At 62.5% G+C, this 18,557-nt stretch carries 17 protein-coding genes; 10 read left to right on the top strand and 7 right to left on the bottom strand.

Annotation, left to right across the window (positions count from 1 at the left end; all coding sequences use genetic code 11):
- Positions 1–2: 2 nt before the first annotated feature.
- Positions 3–1,502 (bottom strand): sodium:solute symporter family protein, encoded by a 1,500-nt coding sequence (locus RH831_RS04945; RefSeq protein ID WP_310553145.1) that lies wholly within the window; start codon positions 1,500–1,502, stop codon positions 3–5.
- Between the two features lie 3 nt (positions 1,503–1,505).
- On the bottom strand, positions 1,506–1,739 hold the full coding sequence (locus RH831_RS04940; RefSeq protein ID WP_070365539.1) for a hypothetical protein: 234 nt from the start codon (positions 1,737–1,739) through the stop codon (positions 1,506–1,508).
- A 152-nt stretch (positions 1,740–1,891) separates the two neighbouring features.
- Here RH831_RS04940 and RH831_RS04935 point away from each other — a divergent pair, with 152 nt between their 5' ends.
- Positions 1,892–3,088 carry an MFS transporter gene (locus tag RH831_RS04935; RefSeq protein ID WP_310553144.1) on the top strand — a complete coding sequence of 399 codons (1,197 nt, stop codon included), beginning with the start codon at positions 1,892–1,894 and terminating at the stop codon, positions 3,086–3,088.
- Between the two features lie 29 nt (positions 3,089–3,117).
- Here RH831_RS04935 and RH831_RS04930 read toward each other — a convergent pair whose 3' ends face one another.
- A complete protein-coding gene (locus RH831_RS04930) occupies positions 3,118–3,966 on the bottom strand; it encodes a dihydropteroate synthase (protein ID WP_310553143.1) in 849 nt (282 codons plus the stop codon).
- Positions 3,967–4,154: 188 nt separating this feature from the next.
- On the opposite strand from RH831_RS04930, the gene RH831_RS04925 reads away from it, so the two are divergent.
- The gene (locus RH831_RS04925) at positions 4,155–4,811 is read left to right on the top strand and encodes a cobalamin-dependent protein (RefSeq protein ID WP_310553142.1); all 657 of its coding nucleotides are present in this window, start codon (positions 4,155–4,157) and stop codon (positions 4,809–4,811) included.
- A 326-nt stretch (positions 4,812–5,137) separates the two neighbouring features.
- Here RH831_RS04925 and RH831_RS04920 read toward each other — a convergent pair whose 3' ends face one another.
- Both RH831_RS04920 and RH831_RS04915 read right to left on the bottom strand, forming a co-directional pair.
- Positions 5,138–6,415 carry a uroporphyrinogen decarboxylase family protein gene (locus RH831_RS04920; RefSeq protein WP_310553141.1) on the bottom strand — a complete coding sequence of 426 codons (1,278 nt, stop codon included), beginning with the start codon at positions 6,413–6,415 and terminating at the stop codon, positions 5,138–5,140.
- Positions 6,416–6,526: 111 nt separating this feature from the next.
- The gene (locus RH831_RS04915; RefSeq protein WP_310553140.1) at positions 6,527–7,783 is read right to left on the bottom strand and encodes an MFS transporter; all 1,257 of its coding nucleotides are present in this window, start codon (positions 7,781–7,783) and stop codon (positions 6,527–6,529) included.
- A gap of 180 nt (positions 7,784–7,963) precedes the next feature.
- Here RH831_RS04915 and RH831_RS04910 point away from each other — a divergent pair, with 180 nt between their 5' ends.
- From RH831_RS04910 to RH831_RS04890, 5 genes are all read left to right on the top strand, one after another.
- Positions 7,964–8,785, top strand: a complete 822-nt coding sequence (locus RH831_RS04910; RefSeq protein WP_310553139.1) for a DUF1638 domain-containing protein — start codon at positions 7,964–7,966, stop codon at positions 8,783–8,785.
- A 126-nt stretch (positions 8,786–8,911) separates the two neighbouring features.
- Positions 8,912–9,709: an IclR family transcriptional regulator gene (locus RH831_RS04905; RefSeq protein WP_310553138.1), complete on the top strand. Its 798-nt coding sequence runs from the start codon at positions 8,912–8,914 to the stop codon at positions 9,707–9,709.
- 103 nt (positions 9,710–9,812) lie between these two features.
- On the top strand, positions 9,813–11,732 hold the full coding sequence (locus RH831_RS04900) for an archaea-specific SMC-related protein (RefSeq protein WP_310553137.1): 1,920 nt from the start codon (positions 9,813–9,815) through the stop codon (positions 11,730–11,732).
- A gap of 3 nt (positions 11,733–11,735) precedes the next feature.
- Positions 11,736–12,344 (top strand): rod-determining factor RdfA, encoded by a 609-nt coding sequence (rdfA, locus tag RH831_RS04895; RefSeq protein ID WP_310553136.1) that lies wholly within the window; start codon positions 11,736–11,738, stop codon positions 12,342–12,344.
- Between the two features lie 546 nt (positions 12,345–12,890).
- Complete coding sequence (locus RH831_RS04890; protein ID WP_310553135.1) at positions 12,891–13,073, top strand: hypothetical protein; 183 nt, start codon at positions 12,891–12,893, stop codon at positions 13,071–13,073.
- 6 nt (positions 13,074–13,079) lie between these two features.
- Here RH831_RS04890 and RH831_RS04885 read toward each other — a convergent pair whose 3' ends face one another.
- Entirely contained in the window at positions 13,080–14,501 is a 1,422-nt protein-coding gene (locus RH831_RS04885; protein WP_310553134.1) for an amidohydrolase, read from the bottom strand.
- A gap of 130 nt (positions 14,502–14,631) precedes the next feature.
- On the opposite strand from RH831_RS04885, the gene RH831_RS04880 reads away from it, so the two are divergent.
- Entirely contained in the window at positions 14,632–15,927 is a 1,296-nt protein-coding gene (locus tag RH831_RS04880; RefSeq protein ID WP_310553133.1) for an ATP-grasp domain-containing protein, read from the top strand.
- On the opposite strand, the gene RH831_RS04875 is transcribed toward RH831_RS04880, so the two are convergent.
- Entirely contained in the window at positions 15,928–16,560 is a 633-nt protein-coding gene (locus RH831_RS04875) for a phosphoribosyltransferase family protein (RefSeq protein WP_310553132.1), read from the bottom strand.
- Between the two features lie 103 nt (positions 16,561–16,663).
- Here RH831_RS04875 and RH831_RS04870 point away from each other — a divergent pair, with 103 nt between their 5' ends.
- Positions 16,664–17,302, top strand: coding sequence for a dienelactone hydrolase family protein (locus tag RH831_RS04870; protein WP_310553131.1), 639 nt, complete (start codon positions 16,664–16,666; stop codon positions 17,300–17,302).
- Positions 17,303–17,362: 60 nt separating this feature from the next.
- On the top strand, positions 17,363–18,547 hold the full coding sequence (locus tag RH831_RS04865) for a TIGR04053 family radical SAM/SPASM domain-containing protein (protein ID WP_396275424.1): 1,185 nt from the start codon (positions 17,363–17,365) through the stop codon (positions 18,545–18,547).
- The last annotated feature ends 10 nt before the right edge of the window (positions 18,548–18,557 follow it).

Raw genomic sequence — 18,557 nt, 5'->3', positions numbered from 1 at the left:
TTTTAGTCGTAGAAGACCCGATCGAAGACCTCGAAGTTCTGCTCGACGATCTCCTTCGAAGGCGGACTACTCAGCAGTGAGACGACGACCACGAGCACACTCGCGAGCAGCAGCGACGGCGCGGAGTAGTGGAAGCCGAAGGTCGTCCAGGCCGGGAGGACCTCGAAGGCCCAGAGCGCGACGACCGGGGTCGTGATCACGACGGAAGCCACCACACCCGTGCTCGTCGTCCGCTTCCAGTAGAGGGCGGCGAAGTAGGATGGCACCAGCGTCGCAAAGCCGGTGAACGCGAACACGCCGACCGCCAGGATCGTGTCCGGACGGGCGAGCACGAGCAGGTAGGTGACCACGGCCACCACCAGGATGAAGAACTTGCTGAAGCGGTTCTCCCACTGCGTGGAGAGCTCATAGCCCTGCATCTTGGCGATCGGCTTGATGATGTCATCGGAGAACATCGAGGAGGTCGCCAGCAGCATGCCGTCCCAGGAGGTCATGATCGCGGCGAAGATCCCCGCGGCGATCAGGCCGACCATCCAGGTCGGGGCGTACATCTCCGCCAGCGCCGGCAGGATCCGGTCGACCGCATTGCCCTCCAGCCCGGGGAGTGCGATACTGCCCCAGACCCCAAGCGAGATGGTCATGAAGAAGAGGACGCCGACCAGCACGGGGTAGATGTAGGTGTTGCGCTTGATCGTCTGCGGGCTGTCCGCGGACATGTTCTTGACCAGCACGTGGGCGATGACGCCGTTTGACATCCCCGTCGCGATCAGGCTGAACGGGATCCAGACCTTGGGGTCCTGGACCGCCGCACCGCCGAGCGAGATCATCTGTGGGGAGAGCTGGTCGAGGATGGCCTGCCCACCACCGAGTGCGTTGTAGACGATGTACATCATCGGGACCAGCACGGCGAGCATGAGCGCCCCCTGGAAGATGTTCGTCCAGGCGCTCCCCCGCTGCCCGCCGGCGTAAGCCACCCAGGTCGTGATGAACAGGATGATCAACGCGCCGAGCCAGTAGGGAATGAACCCGTCGGTCACGACTTCGAAGATGATCCCGGCCCCGATGCCGCCGATCACGATGTACTGGATCTCGTAGATGATCTGGGCGATCGAGATGACAAAACGCGGCATGTAGGACTCGAATCGGTCCCCGAAGAAGTGCACCGGCGTGACGTGATCGAACGCTTCGGCGAGCAGCCACACGCGGTAACCGATCACGAAGAAGGCCGCAGCGGCCATGAACTGGGCCATTCCGACGATATACCCGTACGCGGAGTACCCGAGTCCGTAGGCGGCTCCCGGGGCCCCCATCATCCCGAAGGCAGTTACCTGAGTCCCGAAAATCCCCATCGCCGTGGCCACGAGCCCCAGACTTCGCGAGGCGGTGAACAGGTCACCGACGTCCGATTCGAGGACCCGCCAGGCGAGATAGCCGATGAGTAGCGTCCCGGCCAGGTAGGCCGCGATGATGGCGAGGATCAGGATGGTGTCGGATTCGACCATTCCTCAGTCCTCACCCCCCGACTTCGGCATCGGCCAGGCGAATCGACCGATCAGATAGTTGAGGACCGGGAACAGGAAGGTGACGAACGCGAACCGGTAGAGGAACTCCTGTGTCCAGGCCAGATACGTGAACTGTTCGGCCCCCCAGTTCCAGAAGTCATAGTGGAGTATCGTGACAATGATCACCAGGACGAAAACGAACGCCAGTGACCCGTTCGTGCTTTTGGTGTTGACCATGACGTGATTGGCAAACCTCCTGAGTCCCAGTTTGGAACGCCCCATCTTAATTGTTGTTACCGATTCCCACATGGTCGAGTTTGATTTCGGGCCGGAGCCACCGCCGGGTGGAGTGCAAAACTCCTTAAGAGGGCCGTCCCATTTCCACGACAATGACAGACGCCCCATCCCGGAGACGGTGGGCAGTCCTGGCTATCGCCTGGGCCGCCTTCTTCAGTATCGCGATGAGCTGGTATACGATGCCAACCCTCCAGCCCCAGCTCCTGGAGAGCTACGGACTGAGTCCACAGCAGTTCCGGACCGCACTCACCGTTCCGTTTCTCGTGGCCGGGCTCCTGTCGATTCCCGGCGGGATGCTCGCGGACCGACTGGGGATCAAGCGGGCGGCCTCGATGGGGATCGCGATTGCGGCCGTGGGATTTTTGCTCCGATCGCTGGGCGGCGGGTTCGGGCTCCTGCTCGCCGCGATGATCACCATCGGAATCGGCCTCGGGATGGTGATGCCGAACCTGCCGAAACTGGTCAACGTCTGGTTCCCGCCCGACGAGACCGGGCTCGCGACCGGCATCTACAACACCGGGATGATGGCCGGGCTCTCGACCGGACTCGTCATCGCGCCCGCTCTCCCGTCCTGGCGGACCGGCAACCTGGTCTTCGCCGGGGTCGTCCTGGCCCTGGCGCTTGCCTTCTACCTGATCGTCGAGGACGCCCCGCCCGGGAAATCGCTCCCGCCCGCGAAACTCTTCGAGGGCATTCAGCGGGCAGTCAGAAGTAAAAACGCCTGGATCGCTGCCGTCGCGGTCTTCGCGGGTTTCAGCGGGATGGTCGCGATCCAGGGGGAGTTTCCGGTGGCGCTCAACGAGGTGTACGGCATCGAGCAGGCAACCGGCGGCCAGATCGCCTCGATGATTACCTACGCCGGGGTCTTCGGTTCGCTCTCGATTCCGACCATCGCGAATCGACTCGATCGACGGAAGGCGGCGCTGGTCATCGCCGCGGTCGGGTTCGGGGTCGTCGAGTTCCCCGTCTGGTTGACCGGCAACACGAGCGTGCTGTTCGTCGGGACGGCCGTCGCGGGCTACCTGGCCGGCGGGGCCCTGCCGATCATCATGGAGGTGCCGGCCTGGCTTCCCCGAGTAGCGAACGATCCCGTCCAGGCCCAGCACGTCGGTGGTGCCTCGGGACTCATGACGGCGATGATGAACATCGGCGGCTTTGTTGGTCTCCCGCTCATCGTCGGCCCGACGATCGGGGCCTACGGCTACACCGTCGGATTCGGCGTCGCCATGTTCATCTTCGCGTTCCAGGGACTCGGCGTGTTCCTCTCGATGCCGGACGTGGCCACGTGAGTCGCCGCGAGAAAATTCGCTGCGGGGCGTTACTTCGAGCGGTAGTAGCCCAAAAAGCGCTTCGCGAAGTTGTCCCGTCCCATCATCAGGTCGGCGAGCAGGATCGCCTCGCGAGTCTCGCCGGCGTTGACGATCGGGACGCTCAGGCCGGACTGGATCGCCATCGCGAGATAGAGGTCGTTGATCTTCTCCCGCTCGGGCATCTCGAAGGAGATGTTGCTCAGCCCCAGCGTGATGTTGTTCCCGAGTTCGTCCCGGATCTGTTCCATCGCCGTGAGGATCTCGAACCCGATGTCCGAGTTCGAGGAGAGGGGCAGCGCGATCGGATCGATGATGACGTCCTCACGGGGGATGTCATACGCTTCGACTTCCTCGAGGAGCGCTTCGGCCAGTTCGAACCGGGTCTCGGCGTCGTCCGGCGGGCCGGACTCGTCCATCGTGAGGCCGACGACGGCGGTTTCGTACTCGGCGACGAGCGGGAGAATAGCCTCACGGGAGGCTTCCTCCATGCTCACCGAGTTGATGACGGGTTTGCCGGGGGCGACCTGGAGGGCCGCCTCGAGGGCCTCGGCGTCGTCGTAGTTCGTGTCGATGACGATCGGTACGTCCACCGCATCGGCCACGGCCTCGACGGCCATCGGCAGGACGGTCTCCTTGTCGACGCCATCGACGTCGACGTTCACGTCGATCAGGTCGGCCCCGTTCTCGACCTGTTCGATCGCGAGTTCCCGGACCGGTTCCATGTCCTCGTTCGCGAGTGCTGCCGCCAGGTCGGATTCCGGGCGCGGGTTGATCCGCTCGCCGATGATCCGGACCTGGTCGGTCCGGTCGATCGTGAGCGACGAATCTGCTCCCTCGACTGTCGTTTGTAGTGACATGCTGTCCGGCTGAAACCACTCAGCCAGTCTCTAAAAGGATTGTGTTAGGCGACGCGAAGCCGACTGGCACTCACCGGAACAAAATTGATTTGGGATAGAACAACTGAAAATGTACAATTCCCCGATCACAGGGGCGCTACCCCGCAATCTTTAAGGAACGACCCGACCACTTTTCAAGCGGGTTACCGATGTCCGAGGAATTCGTACAAGCACTGGCGGATCTAGAGGAGGAACGAGCAATCGAGATGGCCAACGAGCGGTTGGACGCTGGCGAGGATCCAATGGACGTTCTCGATGATCTGAAGAAGGGGATGGCCATCGTCGGGGACCGATACGACGAGGAGGAGTATTTCATCCCGGACCTGATGTACGCCGGGGACATCATCGATCAAATCTCCGATCTGCTCGTCGACGAGATGGACGCGGACGAGAGTGAGACACTCGGGACGATCGTCCTCGGCACCGTCAAGGACGACATCCACGACATCGGCAAGGACCTGGTCTTCTTCATGTTCGACCTCAACGGCTTTGACGTGGTTGATCTCGGCGTCGACGTGCCGATCGAGACGTTCGTCGAGGCCGTCGAGGAGAACGACCCCGATATCATCGCACTCAGTGGCTTTCTCACCGCCGCCTTCGACTCCATGAAGGAGACCGTCGAAGCGCTCGAAGCGGCCGGCCTGGTCGAGGAGTTTGACGAGGACGGGCTTCGTGACGGTACCAAGATCATGATCGGTGGCGGGCAGATCACCGACGACGTGCGAAACTACGTACGTGCGGATGGCTACGAAACTGACGCTCCCAGCGGAGTTCGCCTGGCCAAGGAGTGGCTGGGCGAGGCGTAAGTGAGCAGGCCTTCCAGCTGCGAACGATTCTGATCGGGGCCGGTTGGATTTTCTCCGGTCGCGACGGTCGAATGACCTGAAAGCGCCTGGTTGATCGACGCGATTTAACTGACTAAAAGCGTGAGCCCTCACGTCAGTACCGAGATCGGCAGTCGAGTAGCAAATTGCCCCAGTCAACCGAGACTAGATCAGATCCCGAGGGTCAGTGAACCGATCACCAATCAGCGGGACCCCGTCCCAAGCGGACAGAAGCGGACTCCTGGGTTTCGCCCCACGGGAGAAGCGTTCTTCAGTCGAAACAAACGCGTCGTGGACTGTGGAACGCCCTAGTTCTCTTTGACCGAATCGATCATCGCGTGGATGTTCTCCTTCGGCGTTCGGTAGATTCGAGCGCTCGTCGTCAGGATGAACCGCTCCCGACCGATGTCCTCGACGAGTTCCTCACAGTGGGTCTGGATGGCCTCGGGTTCGGCGGTCTTCATGAGCGAGGTCGAAACGCCACCCGCGACCGTAGCCGTGTCCCCCAGGATCTCGTGGGCCTCACGGACGTCGGTGCGGTCGAAAATCCACACCGTGGGCCCCTCGGGGAGGTTCTCCGCGAGGAACTCGAGTCGGGCGTCGTACGTCCCTTCGGCGAACATGAGCGGCACGTAACCCTCGTCGATCACGGCCTCCATCGTCTCCTTCAGCGTCGGCCAGTAGAACTCCTCGAAGTCGTCCTGGGACATGAAGTTATCCGCTCCCTTGTGGAGGACAAAGAGGACGAAGGGGGAACCGGTCGCTTCCGGCCCGGACGTTCCGAGGTCTTTCATCATCGGCGTGACTGCCCTGGTGGCCGCCTTGATCTTCTCGGGGCGCTTTCGCATGTCGATCATCGCGTTGCGGGTGCCACGGAGCATGTCGGCGATCGTATCGAATGGCGCTTTGGAGTACCCGCCCGAGAACGAGGGGTACCCCTTCGCCTCGGCCTCGGAGGCAACGACGCCGACTTTCTCTTGCCAGTCGGCCATCGCATCACCCGCGTCCATCAGCGACTCGAGTGCGTGTTGGACCTCCGAATCTCCGAAGGGGAGGGTCAGTGGCTTGATCATCGGGAGTTCCTGGCTCAGGGAGAAATTCGGCAGTTTGCCGAGGCCATCGAGTTCTCCGAAGACCCGGGTCATGTACTGTTTCAGGAACCACGACTCCGGATTGGCGATGAACTCGTCGTAGTCCTCCGCCGTCATGTACTCGCCTTCGAGTGCCTGGAAGCCGGAATTTTCGTCGACGCCGTTTCCGGGCCAGTTGTAAAGGTTGTAGTCGAGGATGTCCGCCGGTTTTCCCGGGGGCTCGATCGTGACGTGGTTGTTGTCCGGGTCGAACTCCTCGAGGAACTCCCGGTAGGCGGCCGCGGCCTTCTCGGCGTCGTACATCATCTCCTCGAAGGTCACGTCGGCCTGGTGGCCGGCGAGATACCCACTCCGCACCCGCACCGGCACTCGATCGGGAGTATTACCGACGACGGCGTCTTTGAGCCGCTTTGCTTTTCGTTTGTACTTTTCCGCCGCTTCGGGACTTTCGAACTCGACGTGCTCTCCGTTCGCCCAGGAGTCAAGGCTGACCATACCACATATTCGGAGCGATGGAACCCTCTTAGCTTTTTTCAATAAGTGATCGAAGAAATCAGTCGGTTACGGCACGAGCGAAATCCAGAGGAGAGAACGGGCCGGTGTCCCCTACTGGGAAGCGACTCTCGTGCCAACTGCGGCGGCACCCGCACCGACAAAGCGGATGACGATCGCGACCCCGAAGGACGCCAGATACACACCCGTCACGTCGTTAATGAAGGCAAAGACGATCGGACCGAAGAACATCCCCATCCCGACCGACACGGCGTTCATGTACGTGAGGAGCTTGCCGACGTTCTCCCGACCGAATAAGGTCGGAACCGCTGCGTAGTGAACCGGGGGCTCACCGCCCAGGCCGAAGAAGATCAGGGCCCCGACGATCAACACGGGGATCAACATGGTGTAGCTCAGGAAGAAGACCGCATAGAGGGTGGCCGGGATCCCATAGACGAGGATCAGCGTCCGGAAGGGGCCACCGAGGTAATCCATGATCCGGCCCCAGAAGATCGCGCCGGCCGCCATGAACACGTAATTGATCGAGAGGAAGGTCGGGACCACAGTGCCCGTGATGAAACCCTCCGAGTAGCCGGCGTTCTCGACCAGTCCCTGAACCAGAATCAACGAGAAGTTCTGCTGGAAGCCGGTAAAGGAAAAGGACGCCGCGGTCATGGCGACGAGCAGGATCCAGAACCGAGCGTCTTTGATCGCCATACCAAAGGACATCGCCTCGCCATTGCCACCCTCACTCTCCTCGGTGGTCTCTTGGTCGAAAATCTCACGCTGTTCCTCGGCCGTCGGGAACCGCCAGAAGAACCCACCCAGGATGATCGTAATGGCCACGGCGAAGAGCGTGATGGCCATGGCGAATCCGAAGGAAAATCCGAGCAAGTTCAGCAGGCCACCAAGGATCGGTGACGCTGCCGCGAGCGCGAGGTATCTGGACCCCATCATCAATCCCTGTGCGCTCCCCTGCTCGTCGTCGGCGAACCACTGAGAGACGAGCGGCGGCAGCAGCCCCGTCGCGAGCGCCGTCGCCCCGCCACCGAGCAGGAAACTCGACGCGTACCAGTACCACTTCCCCATGGCCCAGGACTCACTCGCAGTCATGAGCGCGAAGGAGATCCCGCCGAGTGCGATCAACGTGGCGGCAACGAACGAGGGAATGACGGACGAATTAGTTCGGTCGAGGATTGTCCCGATAATCGGTGGAATGACCACCATCGCGCCGAGCCCAGCGAGGGAACTCCCCAGCGCGATTCCGGCTGTCGATTCGAGTCCGAACTGATTCTGTACGTACGGGAAGAAGATCGTCCACGTGTAGAAGAAGGCGAGAAGACCGATGATCAGCGCCGACCCGGGATACAATCGACGTTTGTCTAGTCCTATACCTCTGTCCGTGAAGCTAGTCACTGACATTCCGAATTCGGGTTCTGCTCACCTGGACTTATAATTACTGATTGTTACCTATTCCCAAGAAACGGCTCGCTTTCGGTCGGCAGCCTCCCGAGGACAAGAGTTTAAACACCGAAGCGTCGTACGTGGACTATGAACGGAATCGTCGCCTGCGAAACGCTGTACCCCGAAATTCCCCGGCTCGTGCCGGACGCGGCGGTCGCCTACGTCCCCCAGTGGTACCACGAGTTCCCGATCCACGCTCCCGAATCGGAGACGGCCCACGAGCTGCTTCAGGAGCGGATCGACGAACTCGAATCCCAGGGCGTCGACTCGGTTACCGTCGTCTACCACGATCCCGGAGCCCTGGAGGGGTTACAGACCAAGTCAGTGCCACTGCACGTCTATCGAGGTCGGGACTGCATCGAGTTACATCTCGACCAGCAGCCCAATGGCCCCGGCGGCGAACGCAAGAACGGAGGGACCTACTACCTCACGCGGGGCTGGATCGACGTGGCCGTCGACTCCTACAAAGTCTTCAACGCGTACGCGGGCAAACTGAACGATCTCGTCGAACGGTTCGAGGAGGCCGAACGGGCGGATCCGGACATGCGAGTCTCCTGGCCGAAAAGCGAGAAGATCCAGCAGGCCGCCGCACGGAGCGAACACATGGGCACCGACCCGGCAAAGCTCCTCCGGCAGGTGATCGGGACCTACCGCCACGTCGTGTTAGTCGATACGGGACTGCTCTCCCCGTTCCACCACGAGTACGCCGAAGACTTCCGTGACTTCCTCGCGAATGATATCCCCGCAGACGAACCCCGTGAGGTTTCCCTGACCGTCGAGACGGGAACGACGAAACCACTCGAAGCGATTCTCACGGCGCCAACGTCGGTTCCGGAGGTCCTCACCGTCGAGCCGGGAACGCCGGTTCCCCCGGAATCCGGCTTCCGGACGGGGCCACAGCATCCCTGAGCACACGTTCGCTAGGTTCGAACAGAGCATCGCCGTGCTCCCGGCTTCTCGAACCCGTATTCGCCAATATCGAGGGACAGAACCCGGACGATAACCCTTTTCAACTGCTGGAACCCCACTTCCACTATGGCGCACGCACCGATCCGGGCGGTCGACCGCTTGTTCGACATCGTCGAAGCCATCCAAGTCCGGAACGGCGCCGGTGTCTCGGAGCTGGCCTCCGCACTCGACATGCCGAAAAGCACCATTCATGGCCATCTCGCCACCCTCAGGGACCGTGGCTATCTGGAACAGGACGAGACCAACGACTATCACCTCAGTCTCCAGTTTCTGACCCTCGGCGGGGCCGTTCGCCAGGGGCGAACGATCTACGGACACGTCGAACCATTACTCGCTGAACTCGCCGAAGAGACCGGCGAAAGCGTGAATTACGTCGTCGAGTCACAGGGGAAACTCGTGTTTGTGGGTTCAGTCTCGGGCAAAGACGGCATCCGAACCGAGGTCGATATCGGGTTCACGACGGACCTGCACACCACCCCGGAAGGCAAGTTGACCCTCGCGCACCTCCCCGAACCCCGGCGGGCGGCGATCATCGACCAGATCGAGTTTCCCATCGACAACTCGGTCGGTCGGGCCGCCTTCACCGCCGAACTCGAGGCGATCAGGGAGCAGGGATTCGCCCACGGGAACGAGACCATCATCAAGAACGTCACGACGATCTCGGCCCCGGTAATCGACAACGAGGACCGGTTCTACGGGACGATCGTCGTCGCCGGCCCCTCCCTCAGGTTCACCGACGAGCGCCTCGACGACGTGACCGAGACCCTCCGGTACAAGATCGGGAAACTCAACATCGATCTGAGTTACGAGGGGACCCGACCGGTTACCGAAAACCAGGTCCGGACGGCCGGCCCGAATCAGTAGACGGTCGATTACCTTCACAACTGTACTGTTGTTATAGAAACGCGCCCCGGACACGGTGTTTTCGACCAGTAGATACTTAGGCTTCTGCGCGGACATCCAGGTAATGAGTCACTCTCGATCAAGCACCGAGCACGTGGAAGTGCACGTGGAGAACGTCGGCGGAATCACCGAGACGGACGTTTCCCTCAACCCGGGCGTCACGGTTCTGGAAGGTGAGAACGCGACGAATCGAACCTCGTTCCTGCGGTCGATCATGGCCGCACTGGGGAGTGACCGTAACGCGCTCAAGGCCGACGCGGACGAGGGCTTCGTCGAGCTTTCGGTCGACGGGGAGACCTACACCCGCCGGTTCGAGCGAACGAAGCGTGGGATTCACCGGAGCGGGGACCCGTATCTGGACGATCCGACCGTTGCAGAACACTTTGCCTTCCTCCTGGAGACAAATCCGGCCCGGCGGGCCGTCGCCAGCGGCGAGGACCTGCGGCCGGTCATCATGGAGCCCATCGACACGACCGCCATCCAGGCCGAGATCACACGGAAGACGGCCCGCCGCTCACAAATCGACGAGCAACTCGCGGAACTTGACCGGCTCCGAAACCGTCGGCCCGAACTCACCGAGCAGGTCACCCAACTGGAGGCCGACATCGAGGAGAAACGGAACAAACTCGCCGGGGTCAGAGACGAGATCGCCGGGACCGAAGCCGACCTCTCGGAGACAAAGGAGACGAAAGCGGCCCTGGAATCGGCCTTCGAGGAGGTACAGTCGCTTCGGTCGGAACTCAGCACGGTCACCGACCGACTCGCCGCGGAGCGGGAGAGTCGCTCGGCCGCCCGCGAGGAGCAGGCCGAGATCGAGGCCGAACTGGAGTCGGTGCCCGAATCGGTCCGCGCCGAGCGCGAGGAGCTCGAGTCCCGACGCTCCTCGCTCCGGGCCCAGAAATCGACGCTGGAAACGGAGGTGAGCGAACTCCAGAACTTGATTCAGTTCAACGAGGACCGGCTCGAAGAGGAGGGCACGCTGGGCGAGTTCCAGGCCGAGTCGGGCAACGTCACGGACCGGCTCGTCGAGGACGGGACGGTTACCTGCTGGACCTGTGGCTCACAGGTCGAACGGGCCCAGATCACGGGAACCATCGAGCGGCTCCGGGAGCTCCGGGCCGAAAAGCTCGATCAGGTCACCGACCTCGAGGACGAGATCGACACCCTCTCAGCCGAGATCGCGGAACTCGAATCGCGAGCCGACCGGCGGCAGAACCTCGAGCGAGAACTCGACTCGCTCACCTCGGAGATCGAGACGAGGACCCGTTCGATCGAGGACCTGGAAACACGGCGGGACGAGCTCGAAGCCGAGATCGAGGCCACCGAAGCCGAGATCGAGGAATTGGAGTTCGCACAGAACCACGAGGAGCTGCTGGATCTGCACCAGCGCGCGAACCGACTCGAGCTGGAGATCGAACAGCTACACGGGAAACGGGACGATATCGAGACGGAACTGGCAGAGATCGAAACGGAACTGGAACGGCAAGAAGAGCTCGAGGCCGAGCGAGAGACCATCGCCGAGGAACTCACCGAGTTACGCACCCGTGTCGAACGGATCGAAACCGAGGCCGTCGAGGAGTTCAACGAGCGGATGGACGAGATCCTGGAGCTCATGGACTATTCGAACATCGCCAGGATCTGGATCGAACGTCGGGAACCCCAAAGCGGTGACACGGCCGAGTTCGACCTCCACGTCGTTCGGAGCGATCAGCAGGGCCGGGCCTACGAGGACACGGTGGGCCACCTGAGCGAGAGCGAACGGGAGGTGACTGGACTGGTCTTTGCCCTGGCCGGGTACCTCGTTCACGACGTTGGTGAGACGGTCCCGTTCATGCTACTGGATTCCGTCGAGGCACTCGACAGCGAACGAATCGCTCGACTGGTCTCGTACTTCGAGACACACGCCCCGTATCTCGTGATCGCGCTGCTGCCCGAGGACGCACAGGCGGTCGACGAGCAGTACCCACGGATCACGGAGATCTGATCGATGAGCGAGGACGAACCCTCACGCGGGCGGTCGAGCAAGGTCGCGCGGGTAATCGAGGAGTACGAGCTCTCGGGGCTGGGTGCGGAGCTGGAAGCTGCCTGGACGGCCCCGGAAAGCGAGCGCCGGAGCCTTCGGGAGCTAGCCGATCACGTCAACCGCCGAATCGTCGAAGCGGCGCTGACACGAGGGGGCGACCGGCCCCTGGACGGTGAAATCCAAACGGTGTCCGAGGCACTCGCGGGGGAAACCGACAGTGCGACCGAACGCGACGTCAGAACGCGCCTCGAAGAACTCGGCGTGAACGTCGACCAGCTCGACAAGGACCTGGTCTCCTACCAGGCGGTTCGGACCTACCTGCAGAAGGTTCGTGGGGCCGAATACAAGCCTGACGAGGCTGATCCCGTCCGGAGCGCCCGAGACCGAATCCAGGGCCTCCGCGGGCGATTGCGGGCCGTGGCCAGTAGCCAACTCGATTCCCTCGCCGAAAGTAACGAGATCACGATGGACGACTCGCGAGTGCTCGTCCAGGTCCAGGTCTACTGTGAGGACTGTGGCCGACAGTTCGATATCGAAGAACTGCTCGACCGGGGCGGCTGTAACTGCGACTGAGTATTTCCTAACAGCCGTACAGTTGGTAGGATAACGGAGACACCCCATTCAGGCGCCAGGCCAGCCACACCCATCAATCGGGGGAGATGCGACGATCCCAATTCATAAACTACCAAATTTCCAATTGTTTTTGTATCGTTTACTAATACTAAATAAAGATTCACGATACCACGCCACAGGCGGCGGAAAAATTGGAGCGGAAACGAGGCTAATTGCTACTGAAAGGCCACTTATACGCCATTTTATGGCTTTCCACGAGAAAAGACACAGCCAAAAGTAAGTTTTCGCCACAATCCACAAATCGAACGTCTATCGAGCCTTCAACCGGCAGTAAAGCCGTTCTTTCGCCAAATATCAGCAGTCACAGAAAATTGGGCCAGATCCGAGCCCCAAACCGTCCGTCCAACATTATAAACAATCATATATACTACGTGCCAAAATTCTTAGTATACATATTCTCGGAGACACCGCCGTTGCTCACCCGCTATCAGGTCAGTCCAGCCCGCCACGCAAGAACCTATTACCGTTCCCCTGGTAGCCTATCGTATGACTGCTCGTGACACGTTCGACGGGGGCTGGGGGCTGTTTCTCATCGTCTCACTCCTAGGGCTCCTCAGCATCTATCTCGTCTCCATCGCGAATCTCGGGACGACACAGCGGGTCGCTGCGATGGCGATCATCGCCATCGTCGTCGTCGCTGCATACGAGAAATTCGTCGGCTGGGGGTGACTGAAACTACGGACTGAAACCCACACCGAAGGGCGGTTCGGCGTCATCCGGAAGCGGCGACTCGTAGGACCGATCCCCCGTCGCGTTCTCGAACTCCGTCCAGGCCGCCTCCAGCCGCTCGGGATCGGTAAACAGATCGTACGCCGTCCCGGCGAGGACCTTGGCGGCGTACGGGGCACTTTTCCGGCCAAATCCACCACTCGCGGCGACGGCCTGCCAGGTGTGGGGCCGGGTCCCGACCGGCCATGACGCGGCGCGAAACTGGGCCGTCGGCGTGATCCAGCTGACGTCGCTCACATCCGTCGAGCCGAGCATGAGCGGCGCGTCATCAGTTCGTTCCAGCGGCGTCGAATACAGCGACTCCCCCTCGACCGCCCGGGCCGCGTCCACGGGGAGGTCCTTGAGCCGGGCATCGAGGGTCGCCTCGTCGATCGTGTCGTGCAGTTCGGCAGCGAACTCCCGATCGGCCGCCGAATAGTCGATCGGACCGAGTTCCTCGAAGGTCTCCCACAGGAGATCAGCGAGCGTGTCGTTCGTGAGCAACTCGTAGGCGCCCGTGATGTAGTTGCGCGTCACTGTCGTGTCCGTCATCAGCGCCGCTCCCTCGGCGATCTGCTGGACGCGTTGCGAGAGCCGATCGACCTGTGGGCGGGTCGGCGCGCGCACGAAGTACCACGCGGTGGCCTCCGCCGGTACCACGTTCGGTGCACCACCCCCCTCGGAGATCGTGTAATGGATCCGGGCCTTGTCGGGGATATGTTCGCGGAGGTACTCGACACCGGTATTCATCAGTTGGACAGCGTCGAGGGCGCTCCGGCCGGCCGTCGGTGACTGTGCGGCGTGGGCCGGGGTCCCTTCGAACGAGTACTTCACTGAATCGACGGCGAGCGAACTGGTCCGCTGGGGACCGGTCACGTCACAGGGATGCCAGGTGAGCGCCGCGTCGAGGTCGTCGAACACGCCAGCCCGGGCCATGTAGACCTTCCCGACGATGGTCTCCTCCGCGGGCGTCCCGTAGAATCGGATCGTCCCCTCGATTTCGCCCCGATCGAGCGCGTCTTTGAGCGCGAGCGCTGCGCCCACGCCGGCCACCCCAAACAGGTTGTGTCCGCAGCCGTGGCCAGGTGCACCGACCTCGACGGGTTCACGACAGGTCGAAACCGTCTGTGAGAGCTCCGGCAGCGCGTCGTACTCCCCCAGAATGCCGATCGTGGGATCGCCCGTCCCGTAGGACCCGACGAACGCCGTCGGCATCCCGCCGACCCCTCGCTCGACCTCGAAACCGGCCTCCGCGAGTGTCGTGCGGAGGCGGTAGGCCGCGTGTTCCTCCTCGAGTCCGAGTTCGGGCTGCTCCCAGATGTCCCGTGCGAGCGCCAATAGACGGTCGTACTCCGACTCGACCGCGTCGTAAACCCGAGATTTTCCCATTTAATAGATTGAGGGGAGAACGCCGGATGAACATTTCGGAAGGGTCGATCGATTTCCGTCGAACCCGGACACCTCGCGTGAAAACCGGCAACCATAACTCCTTTATTCAAGGTCGATGCTATGCTATAGCATGGGTATGCCTGACAACGGCGACGGTGTCGACCTGCTGGTACTGCTCCCGACCGAGCGCGACCACGAGAACATGGGCAAGGTCGATGCACCCTACGACCTCCACTGGTTCGAGGACGAGGACTTCGACTACCCACAGCCGGGGTCGGACTTCGACATGGTCGAGTACACCGAGCGGGCCTCCGACTACGTCGAACGGGAGGACATCGACGGGGTACTCTTCTCTCACGACGTGGCGAACCTGGTTGCCGGCGTCCTGGTCGACCGTCATGACCTCCCGGGTCCCGAGCTCGAACCCGTCTTTCTCGCGGATCACAAGTACTACTCCCGGATGCACCAGCCGAACGTTCCCTGGTTCGATTACATCGACCTGGAGACCGGGGAGTGGGGGAACGAGCCCCGGTTCCCGGCCTACATCAAACCGCCCTTCCTCACGATGACCCTGCTGCAGTACCGGGTCGAGGACCGCGGGGAATACGACCGAGCCATGGAGACGGTTCGCGAAGAGCTTCCGAAGTACACCGAGCCGTTCATGGACTTCTTCGACACCTTCGTGGACACGGAGCGCTATCCCCTCGCGACCACGGACATGATGCTGGTCGAGGAGCCCCTGGAGGACTGGACGCAGCACTGTGTCGAGGGATGGGTCGATTCCGATGGCGAGCTGCACGTCTGGGCCATCTCCGATCACAACTACTACGACGACGGCTCACTCGCCATCGACAACTACTCCACACCCTCGACGTTGCCGACCGAGGCCCAGGAGGAGTTGATCGACATCGCGAGGGAGGCCATCGTCCAGCACGGCTTCGAGGAGAGCTTCTGGAACGTGGAGATCTTCAGACTCGCCGATCGACACGTCATCACCGAGGTCAACGGCCGGACGGCGTCGGTGTGGGAACCGCTCTACGAGGGGGCCTTCGGTACCTCGGTGTACGAGGGGATCATGCATCTCCACGCCGACAATCCCGAACAGACCCAGGCGGTTGCGCCGGACTGGGAGCCAGGTTCCGACTACGAGACGATGGGGACCCAGTTCCACGTGATCACCTTCGGCGAGGGCCAGGCCGATGAGTTCCTGGACTTCGAGTACGCTCGATCCGTCCCGGACACCGACGTGGAGATCTTCGTCGACCCCGAGGACGAGATCGAACAGACCCGATCGAGCGGGTTCTGGTTGGCTCGGTTCCACCTCTTCGGGGAGGACTACCAGGAGATGCTCGACCGGGCAGACGAGATCCGGACGAACATGCTCGAACAGCCCGAACTGTCACCCGAACCGGAGCGGTACACCTGATCAGGACAGATACGCCATCGCCTCCTCGTCCGTGACCTGATCGAACCGCTCGTAGAACTGCCCGACGCCCATGAAACTCGAGGGCTCCTGGAGGCAGACCACCTCGTCGGCCACCGAACGCAGTTCGCGGATCGTGTCCGGCGGCCCGACTGGGACCGCCAGGATGATCCGCTCTGTGTCTGCCGCGTCGAGCATCGCCAGACACGCTCGCACTGTCGAGCCGGTCGCCACGCCGTCGTCGACCAGAACGACAGTCTTGCCCGATAGCTCGGGCTCAGCCCGACCGGCGCGATAGGTCTCGGCCTTCTCGCGAGCGACTGCCATCTCCGCCTGTCGTTCGCGCTCGAAGTATTCCTCGTCGGCACGGGTCCCGCGGATCGCGCCCTCGTTTCGCCAGACGGTCCCATCACTCGCGACGGCTCCAATCGCGTACTCGGGGTTTCCCGGCGCGCCGATCTTCGACGCCACGGCGATGTCGAGTGGCGCGTCGAGCGCGTCGGCGACGGCCCGGCCGAGGGGCAACCCCCCACGTGGTATCGCGAGCACCAGATCCGCCTCGATCCCCCGCTCTCGGAGGGCCTCGCCCAGCTGTTCGCCCGCGTCAGCCCGGTCCCTGAATCGAGACGTTGGCATCGGGCGGCAGATTCGTCCGCGGCGGCCCTGTAGGTTGGGGACACTTCCCACAGTTCGGGAACGAGCAGGTGGACTGAACCAGTTAGAAAGTGTCAAGTCCACTATGACTCAACCGACGGGCGATTCGGTCCAGATCCCGGCCGGGACGGTCGAACTACCGGGAGCGCTATCGATTCCGGCGGACGCGCCCGGGCTGGTGGTATTCGCCCACGGGAGTGGATCGAGTCGGCTCAGCCCACGGAACAACTTCGTCGCGGAGGTCATTCGCGAGGCGGGGTTGGGGACCCTTCTATTCGATCTTCTCACCGAGGAGGAGGATCGGATCCGGGAGAACCGCTTTGACATCCCACTTTTGACCGATCGGCTGGTCGCGGTGACCCAGTGGCTGCGAGAGCAGCCAACCACCCAGGATCTCCACGTGGGGTACTTCGGTTCCAGCACCGGCGCAGCCGCGGCGCTGCGTGGGGCGGCCAGACGGGACGACATCGACGCGGTCGTCTCCCGTGGTGGCCGGGTGGATATGGCGAGTGACGTGCTCGGGGAGGTCACCGCTCCCACGCTATTCATCGTGGGCGGGGCCGACACGCAGGTGCTCGAATACAACCGCCAGGCACTGGCGGAACTCACCTGCGAGAAATCGCTGCACGTCGTCGAGGGAGCCAATCACCTCTTCGAGGCAGAATACGAGCTCGAGGAGGTGGCCGACGTGGCTGCAGATTGGTTCGCCCGAACGCTTGGCTGAGCGACGGCCCCCCAAATTGCGGTGAATACGGGTCTGCCCCCGTGCGGTAGGAGTCTGAATATGTTCGGGTGTGGGCACTTCCGCGAGAGCCCCAAAGCGGAGCCAATGGGTCCACCGAACACCGTCGACACGAACGAACGGCCCTTCGTCCTCATCTGGGAGGTCACCCAGGCCTGTGATCTCGAATGCGAGCACTGCCGGGCCGACGCCCAGCCGGAGCGTCACCCCCAGGAGCTCACCACGGCTGAGGGAAAGGCGCTGCTCAGGGAGGCAGCCCGATTCGACGAGAACCAGCTGGTCGTCCTCTCCGGCGGCGATCCGCTGGCACGGCCGGATGTCCCGGAGCTAATCGAGTACGGCACGGAGCTGGGACTGCGGATGACCTTGACCCCCAGCGGCACGTCCTCACTCGATCCAGCCGTCATCGACGACCTGGACGCAGCCGGCCTGAAACGACTCGCCGTGAGTCTCGACGGCTCCTCGCCGGCGAATCACGACACCTTCAGAGGCGAGCCGGGCACCTTCGAGCAAACCGTCACCGCCGCGAAATGCGCCGCCGAACAGGGGATTCCGCTCCAGGTGAACACGACGGTCTCGCAGTCCACCGTCGATGACCTCCCGGCCATCGCCGACCTGGTCGAGGATCTGGGCGCGGTCCTGTGGTCGGTCTTCTTCCTCGTGCCGATCGGTCGCGGACGGCTCCTCGAACCGATTCCACCTGAACGGGCGGAGTCCGTCATGGAGTGGCTGCTCGATCAGGCGGGCGAGCGATCCTTTGGAGTGAAGACGACGGAAGCACCACACTACCGCCGGGTCGCAATCGAATCGGAGCGGTCCGCAGCCGGGTCACCTGGGCCGGACGATGCGATCGGTCGTTCCGGCGGCATCAGAGCCGGTGATGGGTTCGCCTTCGTCAGCCACACCGGCGCGGTGTATCCCTCCGGGTTCCTCCCGCTGGCTGCCGGGTCCGTGCGGGAGTCGTCGCTTGTCGATGTCTACCGAAATAGCGAGCTCTTCCAGGCACTTCGCGACGAGGACCGGTTTCGCGGGAAGTGTGGGGCCTGTTCGTATCGGAACGTCTGTGGCGGGAGCCGGTCCCGGGCGTACGCCTACACGGGCGATCCCTTCGAGAGCGACCCGCTCTGCCCGTATGTCCCACCCGATTACGAGGGCGACCGCCCCGAGCAGGCCGTTGCCTACGACCGCTCGGGGACGACCACGGAAATTGACGGCCGGCTGTCCTGAACGACTACGA

The organism is Halodesulfurarchaeum sp. HSR-GB, assembly GCF_031432215.1.
GTDB lineage: Archaea > Halobacteriota > Halobacteria > Halobacteriales > Halobacteriaceae > Halodesulfurarchaeum.
The sequence above is the reverse complement of the archived record's forward strand: the minus strand, read 5'-3'. Positions and strand labels throughout refer to the sequence as shown.

Excerpts from the sequence above, each read along its gene's own strand:
- RH831_RS04945 (WP_310553145.1), bottom strand. The coding sequence starts at position 1,502 with ATGGTCGAATCCGACACCATCCTGATCCTCGCCATCATCGCGGCCTAC.
- RH831_RS04940 (WP_070365539.1), bottom strand. The coding sequence starts at position 1,739 with ATGGTCAACACCAAAAGCACGAACGGGTCACTGGCGTTCGTTTTCGTC.
- RH831_RS04935 (WP_310553144.1), top strand. The coding sequence starts at position 1,892 with ATGACAGACGCCCCATCCCGGAGACGGTGGGCAGTCCTGGCTATCGCC.
- RH831_RS04930 (WP_310553143.1), bottom strand. The coding sequence starts at position 3,966 with ATGTCACTACAAACGACAGTCGAGGGAGCAGATTCGTCGCTCACGATC.
- RH831_RS04925 (WP_310553142.1), top strand. The coding sequence starts at position 4,155 with ATGTCCGAGGAATTCGTACAAGCACTGGCGGATCTAGAGGAGGAACGA.
- RH831_RS04920 (WP_310553141.1), bottom strand. The coding sequence starts at position 6,415 with ATGGTCAGCCTTGACTCCTGGGCGAACGGAGAGCACGTCGAGTTCGAA.
- RH831_RS04910 (WP_310553139.1), top strand. The coding sequence starts at position 7,964 with ATGAACGGAATCGTCGCCTGCGAAACGCTGTACCCCGAAATTCCCCGG.
- RH831_RS04905 (WP_310553138.1), top strand. The coding sequence starts at position 8,912 with ATGGCGCACGCACCGATCCGGGCGGTCGACCGCTTGTTCGACATCGTC.
- RH831_RS04900 (WP_310553137.1), top strand. The coding sequence starts at position 9,813 with ATGAGTCACTCTCGATCAAGCACCGAGCACGTGGAAGTGCACGTGGAG.
- rdfA (WP_310553136.1), top strand. The coding sequence starts at position 11,736 with ATGAGCGAGGACGAACCCTCACGCGGGCGGTCGAGCAAGGTCGCGCGG.
- RH831_RS04890 (WP_310553135.1), top strand. The coding sequence starts at position 12,891 with ATGACTGCTCGTGACACGTTCGACGGGGGCTGGGGGCTGTTTCTCATC.
- RH831_RS04885 (WP_310553134.1), bottom strand. The coding sequence starts at position 14,501 with ATGGGAAAATCTCGGGTTTACGACGCGGTCGAGTCGGAGTACGACCGT.
- RH831_RS04880 (WP_310553133.1), top strand. The coding sequence starts at position 14,632 with ATGGGTATGCCTGACAACGGCGACGGTGTCGACCTGCTGGTACTGCTC.
- RH831_RS04875 (WP_310553132.1), bottom strand. The coding sequence starts at position 16,560 with ATGCCAACGTCTCGATTCAGGGACCGGGCTGACGCGGGCGAACAGCTG.
- RH831_RS04870 (WP_310553131.1), top strand. The coding sequence starts at position 16,664 with ATGACTCAACCGACGGGCGATTCGGTCCAGATCCCGGCCGGGACGGTC.
- RH831_RS04865 (WP_396275424.1), top strand. The coding sequence starts at position 17,363 with ATGTTCGGGTGTGGGCACTTCCGCGAGAGCCCCAAAGCGGAGCCAATG.